At 62.3% G+C, this 18311-nt stretch carries 30 protein-coding genes; all 30 read left to right on the top strand.

Annotated elements, in window-relative coordinates:
* Nucleotides 1-482, top strand: a 482-nt coding sequence (locus NKJ84_RS17425; RefSeq protein ID WP_352507452.1) for an EF-Tu C-terminal domain-related protein, incomplete at its 5' end; no start/stop codon positions are given.
* A 63-nt stretch (nucleotides 483-545) separates the two neighbouring features.
* Nucleotides 546-854: a 30S ribosomal protein S10 gene (gene rpsJ / locus NKJ84_RS17420; RefSeq protein WP_006205468.1), complete on the top strand. Its 309-nt coding sequence runs from the start codon at nucleotides 546-548 to the stop codon at nucleotides 852-854.
* 96 nt (nucleotides 855-950) lie between these two features.
* Nucleotides 951-1679, top strand: coding sequence for a 50S ribosomal protein L3 (gene rplC, locus NKJ84_RS17415; RefSeq protein WP_023717519.1), 729 nt, complete (start codon nucleotides 951-953; stop codon nucleotides 1677-1679).
* Nucleotides 1679-2299 carry a 50S ribosomal protein L4 gene (rplD, locus tag NKJ84_RS17410; RefSeq protein ID WP_023675140.1) on the top strand — a complete coding sequence of 207 codons (621 nt, stop codon included), beginning with the start codon at nucleotides 1679-1681 and terminating at the stop codon, nucleotides 2297-2299. Before rplC ends, rplD begins: the two co-directional genes overlap by 1 nt.
* Nucleotides 2296-2589: a 50S ribosomal protein L23 gene (locus NKJ84_RS17405; protein ID WP_006205465.1), complete on the top strand. Its 294-nt coding sequence runs from the start codon at nucleotides 2296-2298 to the stop codon at nucleotides 2587-2589. Before rplD ends, NKJ84_RS17405 begins: the two co-directional genes overlap by 4 nt.
* Nucleotides 2590-2611: 22 nt before the next feature.
* On the top strand, nucleotides 2612-3445 hold the full coding sequence (gene rplB / locus NKJ84_RS17400; RefSeq protein ID WP_023675138.1) for a 50S ribosomal protein L2: 834 nt from the start codon (nucleotides 2612-2614) through the stop codon (nucleotides 3443-3445).
* A gap of 16 nt (nucleotides 3446-3461) precedes the next feature.
* Nucleotides 3462-3740 carry a 30S ribosomal protein S19 gene (rpsS, locus tag NKJ84_RS17395; protein WP_006205463.1) on the top strand — a complete coding sequence of 93 codons (279 nt, stop codon included), beginning with the start codon at nucleotides 3462-3464 and terminating at the stop codon, nucleotides 3738-3740.
* A gap of 2 nt (nucleotides 3741-3742) precedes the next feature.
* A complete protein-coding gene (gene rplV, locus NKJ84_RS17390; protein WP_006205462.1) occupies nucleotides 3743-4132 on the top strand; it encodes a 50S ribosomal protein L22 in 390 nt (129 codons plus the stop codon).
* The gene (rpsC, locus tag NKJ84_RS17385) at nucleotides 4132-4854 is read left to right on the top strand and encodes a 30S ribosomal protein S3 (protein ID WP_352507451.1); all 723 of its coding nucleotides are present in this window, start codon (nucleotides 4132-4134) and stop codon (nucleotides 4852-4854) included. Before rplV ends, rpsC begins: the two co-directional genes overlap by 1 nt.
* 27 nt (nucleotides 4855-4881) lie before the next feature.
* Nucleotides 4882-5295: a 50S ribosomal protein L16 gene (gene rplP / locus NKJ84_RS17380; RefSeq protein WP_006205460.1), complete on the top strand. Its 414-nt coding sequence runs from the start codon at nucleotides 4882-4884 to the stop codon at nucleotides 5293-5295.
* A 13-nt stretch (nucleotides 5296-5308) separates the two neighbouring features.
* On the top strand, nucleotides 5309-5509 hold the full coding sequence (gene rpmC, locus NKJ84_RS17375) for a 50S ribosomal protein L29 (protein WP_006205459.1): 201 nt from the start codon (nucleotides 5309-5311) through the stop codon (nucleotides 5507-5509).
* A gap of 11 nt (nucleotides 5510-5520) precedes the next feature.
* A complete protein-coding gene (gene rpsQ, locus NKJ84_RS17370) occupies nucleotides 5521-5760 on the top strand; it encodes a 30S ribosomal protein S17 (protein WP_023675136.1) in 240 nt (79 codons plus the stop codon).
* A gap of 82 nt (nucleotides 5761-5842) precedes the next feature.
* Entirely contained in the window at nucleotides 5843-6211 is a 369-nt protein-coding gene (gene rplN, locus NKJ84_RS17365) for a 50S ribosomal protein L14 (RefSeq protein WP_006205457.1), read from the top strand.
* A 12-nt stretch (nucleotides 6212-6223) separates the two neighbouring features.
* The gene (rplX, locus tag NKJ84_RS17360; RefSeq protein ID WP_254817150.1) at nucleotides 6224-6538 is read left to right on the top strand and encodes a 50S ribosomal protein L24; all 315 of its coding nucleotides are present in this window, start codon (nucleotides 6224-6226) and stop codon (nucleotides 6536-6538) included.
* Nucleotides 6531-7109 (top strand): 50S ribosomal protein L5, encoded by a 579-nt coding sequence (gene rplE, locus NKJ84_RS17355; protein ID WP_008875670.1) that lies wholly within the window; start codon nucleotides 6531-6533, stop codon nucleotides 7107-7109. Before rplX ends, rplE begins: the two co-directional genes overlap by 8 nt.
* A 27-nt stretch (nucleotides 7110-7136) precedes the next feature.
* Nucleotides 7137-7442, top strand: a complete 306-nt coding sequence (rpsN, locus tag NKJ84_RS17350) for a 30S ribosomal protein S14 (RefSeq protein WP_023675134.1) — start codon at nucleotides 7137-7139, stop codon at nucleotides 7440-7442.
* A gap of 12 nt (nucleotides 7443-7454) precedes the next feature.
* On the top strand, nucleotides 7455-7853 hold the full coding sequence (rpsH, locus tag NKJ84_RS17345; RefSeq protein ID WP_006205453.1) for a 30S ribosomal protein S8: 399 nt from the start codon (nucleotides 7455-7457) through the stop codon (nucleotides 7851-7853).
* Between the two features lie 88 nt (nucleotides 7854-7941).
* Nucleotides 7942-8475, top strand: coding sequence for a 50S ribosomal protein L6 (gene rplF, locus NKJ84_RS17340; RefSeq protein WP_023675133.1), 534 nt, complete (start codon nucleotides 7942-7944; stop codon nucleotides 8473-8475).
* Between the two features lie 85 nt (nucleotides 8476-8560).
* Entirely contained in the window at nucleotides 8561-8920 is a 360-nt protein-coding gene (gene rplR / locus NKJ84_RS17335) for a 50S ribosomal protein L18 (RefSeq protein WP_023675132.1), read from the top strand.
* Nucleotides 8921-9003: 83 nt separating this feature from the next.
* Nucleotides 9004-9567 carry a 30S ribosomal protein S5 gene (rpsE, locus tag NKJ84_RS17330; RefSeq protein ID WP_006333394.1) on the top strand — a complete coding sequence of 188 codons (564 nt, stop codon included), beginning with the start codon at nucleotides 9004-9006 and terminating at the stop codon, nucleotides 9565-9567.
* A 24-nt stretch (nucleotides 9568-9591) separates the two neighbouring features.
* Nucleotides 9592-9789 (top strand): 50S ribosomal protein L30, encoded by a 198-nt coding sequence (gene rpmD / locus NKJ84_RS17325; RefSeq protein ID WP_006205449.1) that lies wholly within the window; start codon nucleotides 9592-9594, stop codon nucleotides 9787-9789.
* A 22-nt stretch (nucleotides 9790-9811) separates the two neighbouring features.
* Nucleotides 9812-10285: a 50S ribosomal protein L15 gene (gene rplO / locus NKJ84_RS17320; RefSeq protein ID WP_023675131.1), complete on the top strand. Its 474-nt coding sequence runs from the start codon at nucleotides 9812-9814 to the stop codon at nucleotides 10283-10285.
* Between the two features lie 191 nt (nucleotides 10286-10476).
* Entirely contained in the window at nucleotides 10477-11817 is a 1341-nt protein-coding gene (secY, locus tag NKJ84_RS17315; RefSeq protein WP_023675130.1) for a preprotein translocase subunit SecY, read from the top strand.
* Entirely contained in the window at nucleotides 11814-12425 is a 612-nt protein-coding gene (locus NKJ84_RS17310) for an adenylate kinase (protein WP_352507450.1), read from the top strand. The genes secY and NKJ84_RS17310 overlap by 4 nt, the downstream gene beginning before the upstream one ends.
* 198 nt (nucleotides 12426-12623) lie before the next feature.
* The gene (gene rpsM, locus NKJ84_RS17305) at nucleotides 12624-12992 is read left to right on the top strand and encodes a 30S ribosomal protein S13 (RefSeq protein ID WP_006205445.1); all 369 of its coding nucleotides are present in this window, start codon (nucleotides 12624-12626) and stop codon (nucleotides 12990-12992) included.
* Nucleotides 12993-13130: 138 nt separating this feature from the next.
* On the top strand, nucleotides 13131-13520 hold the full coding sequence (rpsK, locus tag NKJ84_RS17300) for a 30S ribosomal protein S11 (RefSeq protein WP_023799279.1): 390 nt from the start codon (nucleotides 13131-13133) through the stop codon (nucleotides 13518-13520).
* Between the two features lie 104 nt (nucleotides 13521-13624).
* Complete coding sequence (locus tag NKJ84_RS17295; RefSeq protein WP_023675128.1) at nucleotides 13625-14635, top strand: DNA-directed RNA polymerase subunit alpha; 1011 nt, start codon at nucleotides 13625-13627, stop codon at nucleotides 14633-14635.
* Nucleotides 14636-14751: 116 nt separating this feature from the next.
* On the top strand, nucleotides 14752-15183 hold the full coding sequence (rplQ, locus tag NKJ84_RS17290) for a 50S ribosomal protein L17 (RefSeq protein WP_023799277.1): 432 nt from the start codon (nucleotides 14752-14754) through the stop codon (nucleotides 15181-15183).
* Nucleotides 15184-15375: 192 nt separating this feature from the next.
* Nucleotides 15376-16863 carry a DegQ family serine endoprotease gene (locus NKJ84_RS17285; RefSeq protein WP_352507449.1) on the top strand — a complete coding sequence of 496 codons (1488 nt, stop codon included), beginning with the start codon at nucleotides 15376-15378 and terminating at the stop codon, nucleotides 16861-16863.
* A 44-nt stretch (nucleotides 16864-16907) separates the two neighbouring features.
* Nucleotides 16908-18218, top strand: coding sequence for a replication-associated recombination protein A (locus NKJ84_RS17280; RefSeq protein WP_023675125.1), 1311 nt, complete (start codon nucleotides 16908-16910; stop codon nucleotides 18216-18218).
* Nucleotides 18219-18311: the final 93 nt, after the last annotated feature.

Genomic DNA, 18311 nt, shown 5'->3' with positions numbered 1-18311 from the left:
GCGTCGTCAAGGTCGGCGAGGAGCTGGAGATCGTCGGCATCCGTCCGACCACCAAGACGACCTGCACGGGCGTCGAGATGTTCCGCAAGCTGCTCGACCAGGGTCAGGCCGGCGACAACATTGGCGCGCTGCTGCGCGGTGTCGACCGTGAAGGCGTCGAGCGCGGCCAGGTCCTGGCCAAGCCCGGCACCGTCAAGCCGCACAAGAAGTTCGTTGCCGAAGCCTACATCCTGACCAAGGACGAGGGCGGCCGCCATACGCCGTTCTTCACCAACTATCGTCCGCAGTTCTATTTCCGCACGACGGACGTGACCGGCATCGTGTCGCTGCCGGAAGGCACCGAGATGGTGATGCCGGGCGACAACATCACCGTCGATGTCGAGCTGATCGTGCCGATCGCCATGGAAGAGAAGCTGCGCTTCGCCATCCGTGAAGGCGGCCGCACCGTCGGTGCCGGCATCGTCGTCACCATCAAAGAGTAATTTGGACTTAAACCGATCTGTCGCGGGCGCTGCCCGCGCCGCGCCAGAACAAGGAAGTGACGCATGAACGGACAGAATATCCGCATCCGCCTGAAGGCGTTTGATCACCGGGTGCTCGACGCCTCGACACGGGAAATCGTGTCGACCGCCAAGCGCACCGGCGCCAACGTCCGCGGCCCAATTCCGCTGCCGACGCGGATCGAAAAGTTCACGGTCAACCGGTCGCCTCACGTCGACAAGAAGAGCCGCGAGCAGTTCGAGATGCGCACGCACAAGCGTCTGCTCGACATCGTCGACCCGACCCCGCAGACGGTCGATGCTTTGATGAAGCTCGACCTGGCCGCCGGTGTCGACGTCGAGATCAAGCTCTAAGAAACCAGAGGTCAGCGGGGCGACCCGGAACTCTGAAGGAACAAGAGGCGTGGAGGGGCGACAGCCCCGACAGGGAACTCTAAAGGAATTGAACCGATGCGTTCAGGTGTGATTGCAAAGAAGGTGGGAATGACCCGCATCTACAACGATGCCGGGGAACATGTTCCCGTCACTGTTCTCCAGATGGAGAACTGCCAGGTCGTGGCGCAGCGCACGCAGGAGAAGAACGGCTATACCGCCGTCCAGCTCGGCGTTGGCCTTGCCAAGGTGAAGAACACGTCGAAGGCGATGCGCGGCCATTTCGCGACCGCTTCCGTCGAGCCCAAGGCCAAGGTTGCCGAGTTCCGCGTCTCCGCCGACAACATGATCGATGTCGGCGCCGAGATCACCGTCGAGCATTTCGTCGTCGGCCAGAAGGTCGATGTGACGGGAACCACGATCGGCAAGGGTTTCCAGGGCGTCATCAAGCGGCACCACATGGGTGGCGGCCGCGCGACGCACGGCAACTCGGTGTCGCACCGTACACACGGCTCGACCGGCCAGCGCCAGGATCCGGGCAAGGTGTTCAAGGGCAAGCATATGGCCGGACACATGGGTGACACCCGCGTCACCACGCAGAATGTCGAGGTCGTCTCGACCGACGCCGATCGTGGCCTGATCCTGATCCGCGGTGCGGTCCCGGGTTCGAAGGGTGCATGGATCCTGGTCCGCGATGCGGCCAAGGTGGCGCTTCCGGCCAATGCGCCGAAGCCCGCCGCGATCCGCGCCGTTGCAACCGATGGTGCCGCCAAGAACGAGGCCCCGGCCACAGAGGGAGCGGAATAATGGACCTCAAGATTACAACGCTTGGCGGCAAGGACGCCGGTAAGCTGAAGCTCTCCGAAGAGATTTTCGGCCTTGATCCGCGCGAGGACATCCTGCAGCGCGTCGTGCGCTGGCAGCTCGCCAAGAAGCAGCAGGGCACGCACAAGGCCAAGGGCCGCGCGGAAATCGCCCGCACCGGCGCCAAGATGTACAAGCAGAAGGGTACCGGCCGCGCCCGTCACCATTCGGCTCGCGCTCCGCAGTTCCGCGGCGGCGGCAAGGCCCACGGCCCGGTCGTGCGCAGCCACGAGCACGATCTGCCGAAGAAGGTGCGTGCGCTCGGTCTCAAGCATGCGCTTTCGGCCAAGGCCAAAAGCGCGTCGATCATCATCATCGACGAGCTGAAGCTGACCGAGGCCAAGACCAAGGCACTGATCGCGAATTTCGCGACGCTGGGCCTGAGCAACGCCCTGGTGATCGGCGGCGCCGAGCTTGACAAGAATTTCAAGCTGGCCGCGACCAACATCCCGAACATCGACGTGCTGCCCATCCAGGGCATCAACGTCTACGACATTCTGCGCCGCGGCACGCTGGTCCTTTCCAAGGCCGCCGTCGAGGCTCTCGAGGAGCGCTTCAAATGACCGACCTTCGTCACTACGACGTGATCGTCTCGCCGGCGATCACCGAAAAGTCGACCATGGCTTCCGAGCAGAACCAGGTCGTCTTCAATGTCGCCAAGAAGGCGTCGAAGCCGGAAATCAAGGCCGCCGTCGAAGCGCTGTTCGGCGTCAAGGTGATGGCTGTGAACACGCTTGTCCGCAAGGGCAAGATCAAGCGCTTCCGCGGCACGATCGGCCGCCAGAGCGACGTCAAGAAGGCGGTTGTGACGCTGGCCGACGGCCAGTCGATCGACGTCGCGACGGGTCTCTGAGCAAGGTCGCGAGGACAGAACAATGGCACTGAAAAAATTCAACCCGGTAACGCCGAGCACCCGTCAGCTGGTCATCGTCGACCGCTCGGGCCTCTACAAGGGCAAGCCCGTCAAGGGCCTGACCGAAGGCCTGACCAAGTCGGGCGGCCGCAACAATTACGGCCGCATCACGGCCCGCTTCATCGGCGGCGGTCACAAGCGCACCTACCGCATCATCGACTTCAAGCGCCGCAAGTTCGACGTCGTCGGTACGGTTGAGCGTATCGAGTACGATCCGAACCGCACCGCCTTCATCGCGCTGATCAAGTACGACGATGGCGAGCTGTCCTACATCATCGCCCCGCAGCGTCTGGCTCCCGGCGACAAGATCGTGGCCGGTGAATCGGTCGACGTGAAGCCGGGCAATGCGATGCCGCTGGCCTCGATGCCGGTCGGCACGATCGTCCATAATATCGAGCTGAAGCCCGGCAAGGGCGCTCAGGTCGCCCGTTCGGCCGGTGGTTATGGCCAGCTCGTCGGCCGCGACCAGGGCATGGCGATCCTGCGCCTCAATTCGGGCGAGCAGCGTGTCGTCCACGGCTCCTGCATGGCCACTGTCGGCGCCGTGTCCAACCCAGACCACGGTAACATCAATGACGGCAAGGCTGGCCGCACCGTGTGGCGTGGCAAACGTCCGCACAATCGCGGCGTGACCATGAACCCGGTCGACCATCCGCATGGCGGCGGCGAAGGCCGCACCTCGGGTGGCCGCCATCCGGTTTCGCCCTGGGGCAAGCCGACCAAGGGCAAGAAGACGCGGTCCAACAAGGCGACCGACAAGTTCATCCTGCGCTCGCGCCATCAGCGCAAGAGCTAAGAAGAGGTAACGCCAAGTGACTCGTTCGATTTGGAAAGGCCCCTTCATCGACGGCTACCTTCTGAAGAAGGTGGACAAGGTTCGTGAAGGTGGTCGCAATGAGGTGATCAAGATGTGGAGCCGCCGCTCCACCATCCTGCCGCAGTTCGTCGGCTTCACCTTCGGTGTCTACAACGGCCAGAAACACGTTCCCGTCTCGGTGAACGAGGACATGGTCGGTCACAAGTTCGGTGAATTCGCTCCGACCCGGACCTATTACGGTCACGGCGCGGATAAGAAGGCGAAGAGGAAATAATCATGGGCAAGGCCAAAGCTCCGCGCAGGCTTGCTGACAACGAAGCGCGCGCCGTGTTGCGCACGATCCGTATCAGCCCGCAGAAGCTGAACCTGGTTGCCGCGCTGATCCGCGGCAAGAAGGTCGCGACAGCGCTTTCCGACCTCGAATTCTCGGCCAAGCGGATTTCCGGCACGGTCAAGAAGACGCTGGAATCGGCGATCGCCAACGCGGAAAACAACCACGACCTCGACGTCGATGCGCTGATCGTGGCGGAAGCCTATGTCGGCAAGTCGATTGTCATGAAGCGGTTCCATGCCCGTGGCCGTGGTCGCGCCAGCCGTATCGAGAAGCCGTTCTCGCACCTCACGATCGTCGTTCGTGAAGTCGAAGAAAAAGGGGAGGCCGCATAATGGGCCAGAAAGTCAATCCGATCGGTCTGCGTCTCGGCATCAACCGCACCTGGGATTCGCGGTGGTTCGCGAACACCGGCGAATACGGCAAGCTGCTGCACGAGGACATCAAGATCCGCAAATATCTTGAGAAGGAACTCAAGCAGGCTGCGATCTCGAAGGTCGTGATCGAGCGTCCGCACAAGAAGTGCCGCGTCACCATCCATGCGGCGCGTCCGGGCCTGATCATCGGCAAGAAGGGCGCCGACATCGAGAAGCTTCGCAAGAAGCTGATGGAGATGACCAAGTCCGAGACGCATTTGAACATCGTCGAAGTGCGCAAGCCGGAGATCGACGCGACCCTGGTCGCCCAGTCGATCGCCCAGCAGCTCGAGCGCCGCATCGCGTTCCGCCGCGCCATGAAGCGCGCCGTCCAGTCGGCGATGCGCCTGGGTGCCGAAGGCATCCGCATCAACTGCGCCGGCCGTCTCGGCGGCGCCGAGATCGCGCGCATGGAATGGTATCGCGAAGGCCGCGTGCCGCTGCATACGCTGCGCGCCGATGTCGACTACGGCACGGCCGAGGCGAATACGGCCTACGGTATCTGCGGCGTCAAGGTCTGGGTGTTCAAGGGCGAGATCCTCGAGCACGACCCGATGGCTTCGGAGCGCCGCGCCACCGAGGGCGATCATGCGCATGGTGGTGGTGAGCGCGAGCGCGGTCGCCGTCGCGAAAACGCGTAAGACAGTCAGGAATTTGGAGTTAGAACGATGCTGCAGCCAAAGCGCACAAAGTTCCGCAAGCAGTTCAAGGGCCGCATCCACGGTACCGCCAAGGGCGGCACCAACCTGGATTTCGGTGGTTTCGGGCTGAAGGCGCTTGAGCCGAATCGCGTCACCGCGCGTGAGATCGAGGCGGCTCGCCGCGCGATCACCCGCGAGATGAAGCGCGCCGGCCGGGTGTGGATCCGTATCTTCCCGGACGTGCCGGTTACGTCGAAGCCGACTGAAGTCCGTATGGGTAAGGGCAAGGGCGCCGTCGACTACTGGGCGGCACGCGTCAAGCCGGGTCGCATCATGTTCGAGATCGACGGCGTCAACGAAGAAACCGCCCGTGAGGCGCTGCGTCTCGGCGCGGCCAAGCTCTCGGTCAGGACGCGCTTCGTACAGCGCATCGCAGAATAAGGACGGGCTGATCATGAAAGCCGAAGACATCCGGACCAAGACGCAGGACCAGCTGACCGACGACCTGGCCAGCCTGAAGAAGGAGCAGTTCAACCTGCGCTTCCAGAAGGCCACCGGCCAGCTTGAGAAGACCGCGCGCGTGAGGCAGGTCCGCAAGGACATTGCGCGTATCAAGACCATCGCTGCGGAAAAGTCCGCGGCCAAGAAGGCTTAAGGACGAAAACCATGCCAAAGCGCATTCTGCAGGGCACCGTCGTCAGCGACAAGAACGAGAAGACGGTTGTCGTCAAGGTCGAACGGCGCTTCACGCATCCCGTGATGAAGAAGACCGTGCGCATGACCAAGAAGTACAAGGCGCACGACGAGAACAACGCCCACAAGGTCGGTGATCAGGTGTTCATCCAGGAATCGAAGCCGATTTCCAAGGACAAGCGCTGGGTCGTGGTGTCTTCGGACCAGGCCTGATCGGGGCTAACGAAACGAATTTTGGACAGACCGGGGAGGGGTGAGAAACCCGTCCCGTTAGAAAAGAAGAAGGCGGCCAGTCATGATTCAGATGCAAACAAACCTCGACGTCGCGGATAATTCCGGCGCCCGTCGTGTCATGTGCATCAAGGTGCTGGGCGGCTCGAAGCGGAAATACGCTTCCGTGGGCGACATCATCGTGGTGTCGATCAAGGAAGCCATCCCGCGCGGCCGCGTCAAGAAGGGCGATGTGATGAAGGCGGTCGTGGTTCGCACGGCCAAGGACATCCGCCGCCCGGACGGCAGCGTGATCCGTTTCGACAAGAACGCAGCCGTTCTCGTCGATAACAAGAAAGAGCCGATCGGCACGCGTATCTTCGGACCGGTTCCGCGCGAACTCCGCGCCAAGAACCACATGAAGATCATCTCGCTCGCGCCTGAAGTGCTGTAAGGAGCCGGACCAATGCAAAAGATTAGAAAAGGCGACAAGGTCGTCGTGCTGGCCGGCAAGGACAAGGGCCGTTCGGGCGAAGTCCTTTCGGTGCAGCCGAAGGACGACACCGCGCTGGTGCGCGGCGTCAACCTGATCCGTCGTCATCAGAAGCAGTCCCAGTCCCAAGAGGGCGGGATCATCACCAAGGAAGCGCCGATCCAGCTGTCGAACATCGCGCTGGCCGACCCCAAGGATGGCAAGCCGACCCGCGTCGGCTTCATCTTCCAGAAGGACGGCAAGAAGGTGCGCGTCGCCAAGCGCTCGGGAGAAGTCATCAATGGCTAAGGCTCAAACCAAGCAGGCAACTGCCCAGAACACGCCGCGCCTCAAGCAGGTCTACAACGAGACCATTCGCAAGGCGCTGCAGGAGCAGTTCGGCTACGAGAACGAGATGCAGGTTCCGCGCATCGACAAGATCGTGTTGAACATGGGCGTCGGCGAGGCGACCGGCGATTCGAAGAAGCCTTCGATCGCGGCGGAGGACCTTGCAATGATCGCCGGCCAGAAGGCCGTTGTCACCCGCGCCCGCAACTCGATCGCCGGCTTCAAGGTCCGCGAGAAGATGCCGATCGGCGCCAAGGTCACGCTGCGCAAGGAACGCATGTACGAGTTCCTCGACCGCCTCGTGAACATCGCACTGCCGCGCGTCCGCGACTTCCGCGGGCTCAACCCGAAGAGCTTCGATGGCCGTGGCAACTATGCCATGGGCATCAAGGAACACATCGTGTTCCCGGAGATCAACTACGACAAGGTTGATCAGATCTGGGGCATGGACGTCATCGTTTGTACGACTGCGAAGACGGACGACGAAGCCAGGGCATTGCTCAAGGCCTTCAACTTCCCCTTCCGCCAGTAACGGCAGCGAGAAAAGGAAAAATCTGAAATGGCAAAGACCAGCTCAGTCGAGAAGAACAACAGGCGCCGCAAGCTTGCGGACCAGTTCGCTGCCAAGCGCAAGGTGCTCAAGGCGATCATCATGGATCAGTCCAAGCCGATGGAAGAGCGCTTCCGCGCTCAGCTGAAGCTTTCGGCGCTGCCGCGCAACTCGGCCAAGACCCGCATCCGCAACCGCTGCGAAGTCACCGGACGTCCGCGTGCCTATTATCGCAAGCTCAAAGTATCGCGTATCGCGCTTCGTGATCTCGGCAATAACGGCCAGATCCCGGGCCTGGTCAAGTCGAGCTGGTAAGGAGGACATAAGATGTCATTGAGCGATCCTCTCGGCGATATGCTGACCCGCATCCGCAACGCGTATGGCCGTAAGAAGTCGAGCGTTTCGACGCCGGCTTCGCGCCTGCGCACCCGTGTCCTCGACGTGCTGAAGGCCGAAGGCTATATCCGCGACTACAGCCAGACCGACTTCGACAACGGCAAGTCCGAAATCGAGATCGAGCTGAAGTATTTCGACGGTGCGCCGGTGGTGCGCGAAATCGCCCGGGTCTCGAAGCCCGGCCGCCGCGTCTACGTTTCGGCCAAGTCGATACCACACGTCGCCAACGGCCTCGGCATCGCCATTCTTTCGACGCCGAAGGGTGTGATGGCCGACCACGAAGCGCGCGAACAGAATGTCGGCGGGGAAATCCTCTGCCAGATCTTCTGATCTGGTATGTGACCCGTTGGAATCCGGCTTTCGGGATCAAGTCCCGAAAACCGAGACCTGAAACAAGAGAAGTGACGAGGACAACAGAATGTCTCGTATTGGAAAGAAACCCGTTTCGCTGCCGCAGGGCGTGACCGCGACCGTCAACGGCCAGACCGTGACGGCGAAGGGTCCGAAGGGCGAGCTGAAGTTCGTGGTGAACGACGAAGTGCTGGTCAAGATGGAAGGCAGCGAGATCGCTGTCCAGCCGCGCGACCAGACCAAGACCGCCCGTTCCAAATGGGGCATGTCGCGCACGCAGATCGTCAACATCCTGCAGGGCGTCAAGGACGGCTTCGAAAAGAAGCTCGAGATCACCGGCGTCGGCTATCGCGCCGCGATGCAAGGCAAGAACCTGCAGCTGGCGCTCGGCTTCAGCCACGACGTTGTCTACGAGACGCCGCAGGGCGTGACGATTTCGGTGCCGAAGCCGACGGAAATCACCGTGACCGGCATCGACAAGCAGCAGGTCGGCCAGGTTGCCGCCGAGATCCGCGAGTACCGCAGCCCCGAGCCCTACAAGGGCAAGGGCGTTCGCTATGCTGGCGAGAAGATCGTCCGCAAGGAAGGCAAGAAGAAGTAATTTTAACGCCGCGGGGAGCGGTCGCGGGAGGCTCGTCCTACCGCATATGGTTGCCCCCGTTTTTTGAAGGCAAGGAACTGATATCATGGGCTCGAAAGAATCCACCCAACGCCGCGCTCAGCGCGTCCGCCGCCAGATCAAAAAGGTTGCCGGCGATCGTCCGCGTTTGTCGGTCCATCGCACGTCGAAGAACATCTATGTCCAGGTGATCGACGACGCCAAGGGCCACACCATCGCGGCTGCTTCGACGCTTGAGAAGGAGCTCAAGGGCTCGCTCAAGACCGGCGCCGACACCGCGGCCGCAGCTGCCATCGGCAAGCTGATCGCCGAGCGTGCCTCGAAGGCCGGCGTCAAGGAAGTCGTCTTCGACCGCGGCGCCTACATCTACCACGGCCGCGTCAAGGCGCTTGCCGAGGCTGCACGTGAAGGTGGTCTGAGCTTCTAAAAACGAAATTCGCCCCGGCGACCCACAGAGGCCGCCGGATATCATCATCAACCGTGCTTCCGGAAAAAAACAAGGAACAGGATATGGCACAGGAACGTAGGGATGGCGGCCGTGGCCGTGATCGCGAAGAGCGCGACGACGGCATGGTCGACAAGCTCGTCCACATCAACCGTGTCGCCAAGGTCGTCAAGGGCGGCCGGCGCTTCGGCTTTGCAGCACTCGTTGTCGTCGGCGACCAGAAGGGCCGCGTCGGCTTCGGCCACGGCAAGGCGCGCGAAGTGCCGGAGGCGATCCGCAAGGCGACCGAATCGGCCAAGCGCGACATGATCTTCGTGCCGTTGCGCTCGGGCCGCACGCTGCACCATGACGTCGAGGGACGCTGGGGCGCGGGACGGGTCCTGCTGCGCGCCGCCAAGCAAGGTACCGGCATCATCGCCGGCGGCCCGATGCGCGCCGTATTCGAGACGCTCGGCATGCATGACGTGGTCGCCAAGTCGATGGGTTCTTCCAACCCCTACAACATGGTTCGCGCCACTTTCGACGCGCTGAAGAGCCAGATGCATCCGAAGGATGTGGCTGCCGCGCGCGGCATCAAGTATTCGACCCTTCAGGCCCGCCGCGGCACCGCCGTTGCGGCTGAAGAATAGTCGACGCTGACCAGGGATCTGACCATGGCCAAGAAAGCAACCAAGACCATCACCGTCGAGCAGATCGGTTCGCCGATCCGCCGGCCGAAGGAGCAGCGCGCAACGCTGGTCGGCCTCGGCCTCAACAAGATGCACAAGCAGCGCACGCTGGAGGATACGCCCTCGGTGCGCGGCATGATCGCTGCCGTCCAGCATCTCGTCCGCGTCGTGGACGAGGGCTGAGCCAGAGCGCAGGAGAATCCAGATGAAACTCAATGATCTGCGTGACAAGGACGGCGCGACGCACTCCAAGAAGCGTCTCGGCCGTGGCATCGGTTCCGGTTCGGGCAAGACCGCCGGTCGCGGCGTTAAGGGCCAGAAGGCGCGCTCCGGTGTCGCCGTCAACGGCTTCGAGGGTGGCCAGATGCCGCTCTACCGGCGTCTGCCGAAGCGCGGCTTCAACAATATCTTCGCCAAGAGCTTCACTGTCGTGTCGCTGGCCCGCATCCAGGCGGCGCTCGATGCCAAGAAGCTTGACGCTAAGACAGTTGTGACGGCCGAGGCGCTGGTTGCGGCCGGCGTCATCCGTCGCGTCAAGGACGGCGTGCGCATCCTTTCGGACGGCGACATCAAGGCCAAGCTTGCCTTCGACGTGGCCGGAGCCTCCAAGGCCGCGATCGAGAAGATCGAAAAGGCCGGCGGCTCGGTGAAACTGCCTGAGCAGGCAGCCGCCGAGTAACGGCAATTTGAAGCACGTTCGGCAAAGGCGGAATTCGGTTTTGCCTGCGGTCGTGCTTTGATCCGACAGATGTGGCGGCCGCATCAACGCGGCCGCTTGCATGTTTGCAGTCCGGAGCTTATCTCGTGAGCTTCGGTGACACGCGCCGCCTGAGCTGCGGGCATCGAGCGTGACCAAGCGGAGAATCAGGCATGGCTTCGGCTGCTGAACAACTAGCCTCGAATCTGAATTTTTCGGCCTTCGCCAAAGCCGAGGATTTGAAGAAGCGCATCTGGTTCACCATCGGCGCGCTGCTCGTCTACCGTCTTGGCACCTACATCCCGCTGCCCGGCATCAATCCCGACGCTTTCGCCCAGGCCTTCTCGTCGCAGAGCAAGGGCGTGCTCGGCATGTTCAACATGTTCGCCGGCGGCGCCGTGCAGCGCATGGCGATCTTTGCCCTTGGCATTATGCCCTATATCTCCGCTTCCATCATTATGCAGCTGATGACCTCGGTCATTCCATCGCTGGAAGCGCTGAAGAAGGAAGGCGAGCAGGGCCGCAAGATCATCAACCAGTACACGCGCTACGGCACAGTGCTTCTGGCGCTTGTCCAGGCGTACGGGATTTCGGTCGGGCTTGAGGGCGGCAACGGCATCGTCAACGATCCCGGCATGTTCTTCCGCATCTCTACCGTCGTCACGCTGGTCGGCGGCACCATGTTCCTGATGTGGCTTGGCGAGCAGATCACCGCCCGCGGCATCGGCAACGGCATTTCGCTGATCATCTTCTCCGGCATCGTCGCCGGCCTGCCGCGCGCCATCTCCGGCACGCTGGAGCTTGGCCGCACCGGCGCCTTGTCGACCGGCCTGATCCTGGCGATCATCGTGCTCGCCATCATCGTCATCGCGCTGATCGTCTTCTTCGAGCGCGCCCAGCGCCGCCTGCTGATCCAGTATCCCAAGCGCCAGGTTGGCAATCGCATGTTCCAGGGCGATACCTCGCATCTGCCGCTGAAGCTCAACACGTCCGGCGTCATTCCGCCGATCTTCGCCTCGTCGCTGCTGCTACTGCCTGCGACCGTCGCCGGCTTCTCGCAGACCACCAATATGCCTGCATGGGCTAGCACCATCCTGGCGGCGCTCGGCCACGGCCAACCGCTCTATATGGCCTTCTACGCGGCGATGATCGTGTTCTTCGCCTTCTTCTATACGGCGATCGTCTTCAATCCGAAGGACACCGCCGACCAGCTCAAGAAGCATTCGGGCTTCATCCCGGGCTATCGTCCGGGCGAGCGCACTGCGGACTATATCGACTATGTGCTCACCCGCATCACCGTCGTCGGCGCCATTTATCTGGTGCTGGTGTGTCTGTTGCCCGAGTTCCTGATTTCAGCGACTGGCGTACCGTTCTACCTTGGTGGCACTTCGCTCCTGATCGTGGTCAGTGTAACGCTCGATACGGTGGCGCAGATTCAGGGTCACCTGATCGCGCACCAGTATGAGGGCCTGATCAAGAAGTCGAAGTTGCGCGGGGGGAAAAAGGCCAGATGAGGTTGATATTGCTTGGACCGCCGGGGGCGGGCAAGGGGACACAAGCACTGAGACTGGTAGAACGACACGGCATCCCACAGCTTTCCACGGGGGACATGCTGCGTGCTGCTGTTCAGGCCGGCACCGAAGTCGGCAAGCGCGCCAAGGCGGTGATGGACGCTGGCGAACTGGTGTCCGACGCTATCGTCAATGCCATCGTGGCCGAGCGCATCGATCAAGCTGATTGCGCAAACGGTTTCATCCTTGACGGGTATCCCCGAACTCTGGTGCAAGCGGACGCCGTTGAGGAAATGCTGTCGGATCGCGGACTGGAGCTAGACGCGGTCATCGAATTTGTCGTCGACGACAAGGCGCTGGTTGGCCGAATCGTCAAGCGCGCCGAAGAAGCCAAGGCCGCAGGCCTGCCGGTGCGCAAGGACGACAGTCCAGCGGTGTTCGAAGAACGCTTGAGGGAATATTACAAGAAAACCTCGCCGCTGATCGGCTACTACTATGCCAAGGGCAAACTCAAGGGCGTCGATGGCATGGCCGACATCGATGCGGTGACGCAGCAGATCGAGGCGGTGCTCAGGGCGACGACCCGGCAGGTTGGCCGAGCGGCCGGCTAGAGAATCGAACGATTGCGCTTGACTGGAGCGGCCCGCTGGGGTATGGCGGCCCGTCTTCCTATCAGGCATGAGGCTTGCTTGTCCGCAAGGGCAAGGCAGGCCGCTTTGAACTGGAAACTCCCGCAAGGGCCGGCCTCCACCGGACGCGGGGCAACTTGAAGCGCCGGCTCGCCCGGCCTACATGGAGAAGAGAAGAACATGGCTCGTATAGCCGGCGTCAACATTCCGACCAACAAGCGCGTCGTCATCGCGCTTCAATACATTCACGGCATTGGCAAGAAGTTCGCCCAGGAGATCGTCGACAAGGTCGGCATCCCGGCCGAGCGTCGCGTCAACCAGCTGACCGACGCGGAAGTGCTGCAGATCCGCGAGACCATCGACCGCGACTATCAGGTCGAGGGCGATCTGCGCCGCGAAGTGTCAATGAACATCAAGCGACTCATGGACCTCGGCTGCTACCGCGGTCTGCGTCACCGCCGCTCGCTGCCGGTTCGTGGTCAGCGCACACATACCAATGCGCGCACCCGCAAGGGGCCGGCCAAGTCGATTGCCGGAAAGAAGAAGTAATTTAGGGCAGTAAGGAGTAGGGCAGTAAGGCACTAGGAACGGCAGACATACTGCCCTACTGCCATATTCCCCTACTGCCTTCTCCCTGGTGGAGCCGCTGGCATTACGGCGGTGTAGAGATCAACTGAAAGGACCATCATGGCCAAGGAAGCCACTCGTGTTCGCCGTCGCGAACGCAAGAACATCTCGTCGGGCGTTGCCCACGTTAATTCGACCTTCAACAACACGATGATCACCATTACCGACGCGCAGGGTAACTCGATTGCCTGGTCGTCGGCTGGAGCCCAGGGCTTCAAGGGATCGCGCAAGTCGACCCCGTTCGCTGCCCAGATGGCCGCCGAAGATGTTGCCAAGAAGGCCCAGGAACACGGCATGCGTATGCTGGAGGTCGAGGTCTGTGGACCCGGCTCCGGTCGTGAATCGGCGCTGCGCGCGCTGCAGGCCGCCGGCTTCACCATCACCTCGATCCGTGATGTGACGCCGATCCCGCATAATGGTTGCCGCCCGCGCAAGAAGCGCCGCGTTTAAAGAATTTACCGAACGCCGCGCGAGCGCCTCAAGGGCGCTCCTCCACGGTATTCCAGGTCGCCCGCCACGATTGGATGGTGGCGGGACAACGGAAGGAAAGCACTATGATCCAGAAAAATTGGCAAGAACTGATAAAGCCGAACAAGATCGAGTTCTCGTCGAAGAAGAAGACGCTGACCACGCTCGTCGCCGAGCCGCTCGAGCGCGGCTTCGGCCTCACCCTCGGCAACGCGCTGCGCCGCGTGCTTCTATCTTCGCTGCGTGGCGCGGCTGTGACCGCCGTGCAGATCGACGGCGTTCTGCATGAATTCTCGTCCATCGCCGGCGTGCGCGAGGACGTGACCGATATCGTCTTGAACATCAAGGAAATCGCCATCCGTATGGAAGGCGACGGCCCCAAGCGCATGGTCGTACGCAAGCAGGGACCGGGTGCGGTTCTCGCCGGCGACATCCAGACCGTTGGCGACGTCGAGATACTCAATCCCGACCACGTCATCTGCACGCTGGACGAGGGCGCTGAAATCCGCATGGAATTCACCGTCGACACCGGCAAGGGCTATGTGCCGGCCGACCGCAACCGCGCCGAGGACGCGCCGATCGGGCTGATCCCCGTCGACAGCCTGTATTCGCCGGTCAAAAAGGTCTCCTACAAGGTCGAGAACACCCGCGAGGGCCAGGTTCTCGACTATGACAAGCTGACCATGACCATCGAGACCGATGGTTCGATCTCGGGCGAGGACGCAGTGGCCTTCGCCGCTCGCATCCTGCAGGACCAGCTCGGCCTGTTCGTCAATTTCGACGAGCCGCAGAAGGAAGTCGCCGCCGAACAGGTTACCGAGCTTGCCTTCAACCCGGCGCTGCTCAAGAAGGTCGACGAGCTCGAGCTTTCGGTGCGTTCGGCCAACTGCCTGAAGAACGACAACATCGTCTATATCGGCGACCTGATCCAGAAGACCGAAGCCGAGATGCTGCGCACCCCGAACTTCGGCCGCAAGTCGCTGAACGAGATCAAGGAGGTCTTGGCGGCGATGGGCCTGCATCTCGGCATGGAAGTGCCGGACTGGCCGCCGGAAAACATCGAAGACCTCGCCAAGCGTTACGAAGATCAATATTAAGCATGATCCCGAACCGAAGGTCAGCGCAGCAAAAAGTTGCAGACTTTTCGGACAAGATCATGCGGCTAACCAACTGGGGCTCAGGCCTCTTGAAACCGCAATGAAGGAGAAGAGCCATGCGCCACGGATTTAAAGGCCGCCGGTTCGCCCGCAGCATAAGCCATCGCAAGTCGATGTTTGCCAACCTTGCCGTGTCGCTTATCGAGCACGAGCAGATCCTCACCACGCTGCCGAAGGCGAAGGATTTGCGTCCGATCGTCGAGAAGCTGGTGACGCTCGGCAAGCGCGGCGACCTGCACGCCCGCCGCCAGGTTATTGCCCAGATCGGCAATGAAGGCGTCGTCAAGCGCCTGTTCGATACCATCGCGCCACGTTATGCCACCCGCAACGGCGGCTATCTGCGCATCATGAAGGCCGGCTTCCGCCACGGTGATAACGCGGCAATGGCGGTCATCGAGTTCGTCGACCGCGACACCTCGGCCAAGGGCGCCGGCGACCGTGCCCGCATCGAGGCCGAAGGCACCGACGAGGAAGCCGCAGCCGCATAAGGCTCGGCTTTCCTGAGAAGTTCAAAAGGGGCCTTCGGGCCCCTTTTTCTGTTTCCGAAGGTACCGGGCAGGGCTAGCAGGGGTTTTGTCACCGGTTTTTGCGGCGACTACCAAAATAATCGGATTTCAGCGGCTTAGCCTTTCATTTTGCACAATCGTCAGGACAATGGCGCCCGACTTGGAGGATTCGGAATGCGCGTTAAACGGCTGTCCATTGTTCTGATCTGCGCCTTGATGGCGTTGGCCGTCGTGCCTGCGGCCAGGCACGCGCTGGCGGAGGAGACCAAGCCAGATCCTGGTCTGTCCGACGTGCTGACCGATCTGTTGCATGGCGTCGAAGGCGAAAACGCCACCTCCGGCCCCGACAAGCGCGTGCCCTTCGGCCGCGAGGAGGTGCAGCTGTCCTTTGCGCCGCTGGTCAAGCAGACGGCGCCGGCTGTAGTCAATGTCTACGCCTCGCAGACCGCCAAGGTGGCGTCACCCTTCGACGGCGATCCGTTTTTCGAGGAGTTCTTCGGCCGCTCGCAGCCGCGCGCGCAGTCGTCGCTCGGTTCGGGGGTACTGGTCGATCCGACCGGCGTCGTGGTCACCAATTTCCATGTCGTCAAGGACGCCGACCAGGTCAAGGTCGCGACCGCCGACGGGCGCGAATTCGACAGTAAGGTGCTGCTCAAGGATGAGACGCTCGACCTCGCCGTGCTCAAGATTTCTTCTGACAAGCCGTTCCCGGTGATCGCCATCGGCGATTCCGACGCGCTCGAGGTCGGCGACCTGGTGTTGGCGATCGGCAATCCGTTCGGGGTCGGCCAGACCACCACCAGCGGCATCATTTCGGCGGTGGCGCGCAGCCATATCGGCATCTCCGATTCCAGCTTCTTCATCCAGACCGATGCCGCCATCAACCCCGGCAATTCCGGTGGCGCGCTGGTCAACATGGGAGGGCAGCTGATCGGCATCAACACCGCGATCTATAGCCGTAGCGGCGGCTCGATCGGCATCGGCTTTGCCATCCCTTCGAACATGGTCCGCGCCTTCGCCGATGCGGCCAAGGCCGGGCTCGACTTCTTCGAGCGGCCGTATGCCGGTGCCGAGTTCGAGGCGGTGACGCCGCAGATTGCGGAATCGCTCGGCATGGACAAACCGACCGGTGCGCTGGTTTCTTCGGTCGAAGAGGCGGGACCCGCGGCCAAGGCAGGGCTCAAGCCTGGCGACGTAGTGCTGTCGCTCAACGGCAAGCCGGTCGAGAGCGTCGGGGCGCTGGACTACCGGATGGCGACGCTGTCGATTGGTACGAATGCCAGCTTCGGCGTTCTGAGCAAGGGTCAGCAAGCGACGATGGACATCGCTCTGGAACGACCGCCCGAAGGCGCCAAAGCTGCGGAACTCACATTGCGCGGCCGCAGCCCCTTTTCCGGCGCCAAGGTTGCTGAACTGTCGCCACGGCTTGCCCAACGGCTCGGTCTGCGCACCGATGTCAAAGGCGTAACCGTGGTCGACATCAACCGCGATTCGCCCGCTGCCGATTTTGGATTCCAGCCGGGCGACATCGTGCGTGAGGTCAATGGCCTGACGATCGACAAGGCGGCGACCCTGGAACAGGTAGCCCAGCAGGATACGCGCTGGTGGCGCTTTACCGTCGAGCGCGGCGGGCAGATACTGCGCCAGGTGTTGCGTTACTGAGCCCGACCGTCAGCATGATCGGGCTCCAGGCAAGAAGAAGTTGCATGGCCGATCTGTTCAGTGTCGATGAACCGGAAAAGACGCCGCCCGGCAGGCCGCTGGCCGACCGTTTGCGCCCAAAGAACCTCGGCGAGGTCGTCGGCCAGGAGCATCTGACCGGACCCGACGGCGCGCTGACGCGGCTGATCGGCTCCGGCTCGCTCGGCTCGATGATCTTCTGGGGCCCGCCCGGCACCGGCAAGACCACGGTCGCACGGCTGCTTGCCGGCGAGACAAGCCTCGCCTTCGAACAGATCTCGGCCGTGTTTTCCGGCGTTGCCGACCTGAAGAAAGTGTTCGAGGCAGCGAAGCTGCGCCGCTCGAACGGCCGCCAGACGCTGCTGTTCGTCGACGAGATCCACCGTTTCAACCGCGCCCAGCAGGACAGTTTTCTGCCCGTGATGGAAGACGGCACCGTCGTGCTGGTCGGCGCCACCACCGAGAACCCGTCCTTCGAGCTTAACGCCGCGCTTTTGTCGCGCGCGCGCGTGCTGGTCTTTCACTCGCTCGGCGAAGACAGCATCGCCAAGTTGCTGGCGCGGGCCGAGGAGGCAGAGGGCAGGGCGCTGCCGCTCGATGAAGACGCGCGTGCGATGCTCATCCGCATGAGCGACGGCGACGGCCGCGCGGCGCTGACGCTCGCCGAAGAGGTCTGGCGCGCAGCGAAATCAAAGGAGGTGTTCGGCGCCGAAGCTCTGCAGCGCATCGTCCAGCGCCGCGCGCCGATCTACGACAAAGGCCAGGACGGCCATTACAATTTGATCTCCGCGTTGCACAAATCGGTGCGCGGCTCCGACCCCGACGCGGCACTCTACTATCTGGCCCGCATGTTCGACGCCGGCGAAGATCCGCTTTATCTCGGGCGCCGGTTGGTGCGCATGGCGATGGAGGATATCGGGCTGGCCGACCCGCAGGCGCTCGTCGTCGCTAACGCCGCCAAGGACGCCTACGACTATCTGGGCTCGCCCGAGGGCGAACTGGCCTTCGCCGAGGCGACCGTCTATCTCGCCACCGCGCCGAAATCCAATGCAGTCTATACCGCGTTCAAGGCCGCCACACAGGCGGCGAAGGAATTCGGTTCGCTGCTGCCGCCCAAGCACATTCTCAATGCGCCGACCAAGCTGATGAAACAGGAAGATTACGGCGCCGGCTATCGCTACGACCACGACGAACCCGACGCTTTTTCCGGCCAGGACTATTTTCCGGAGAAGATGGGAAGGCAGACATTCTACGACCCGCCCGAGCGCGGCTTCGAGCGCGATATCAGGAAGCGGCTGGACTATTGGGCGAAGCTGCGCAGCGAGCGGGAAAAATAGCTGCCAGTCGCACAGTGGCGTGATCGCCGTTGTCTGGCGTGACAAAAAACCCTATCAAGATGCGCCTTCGGCCGGCGGACAGGCCAGAAACGT

The organism is Mesorhizobium sp. M0048 (assembly GCF_040323405.1).
GTDB lineage: Bacteria > Pseudomonadota > Alphaproteobacteria > Rhizobiales > Rhizobiaceae > Mesorhizobium.
Note: the sequence above shows the minus strand (reverse complement) of the source record. Positions and strands in the feature narration are given on the sequence as shown.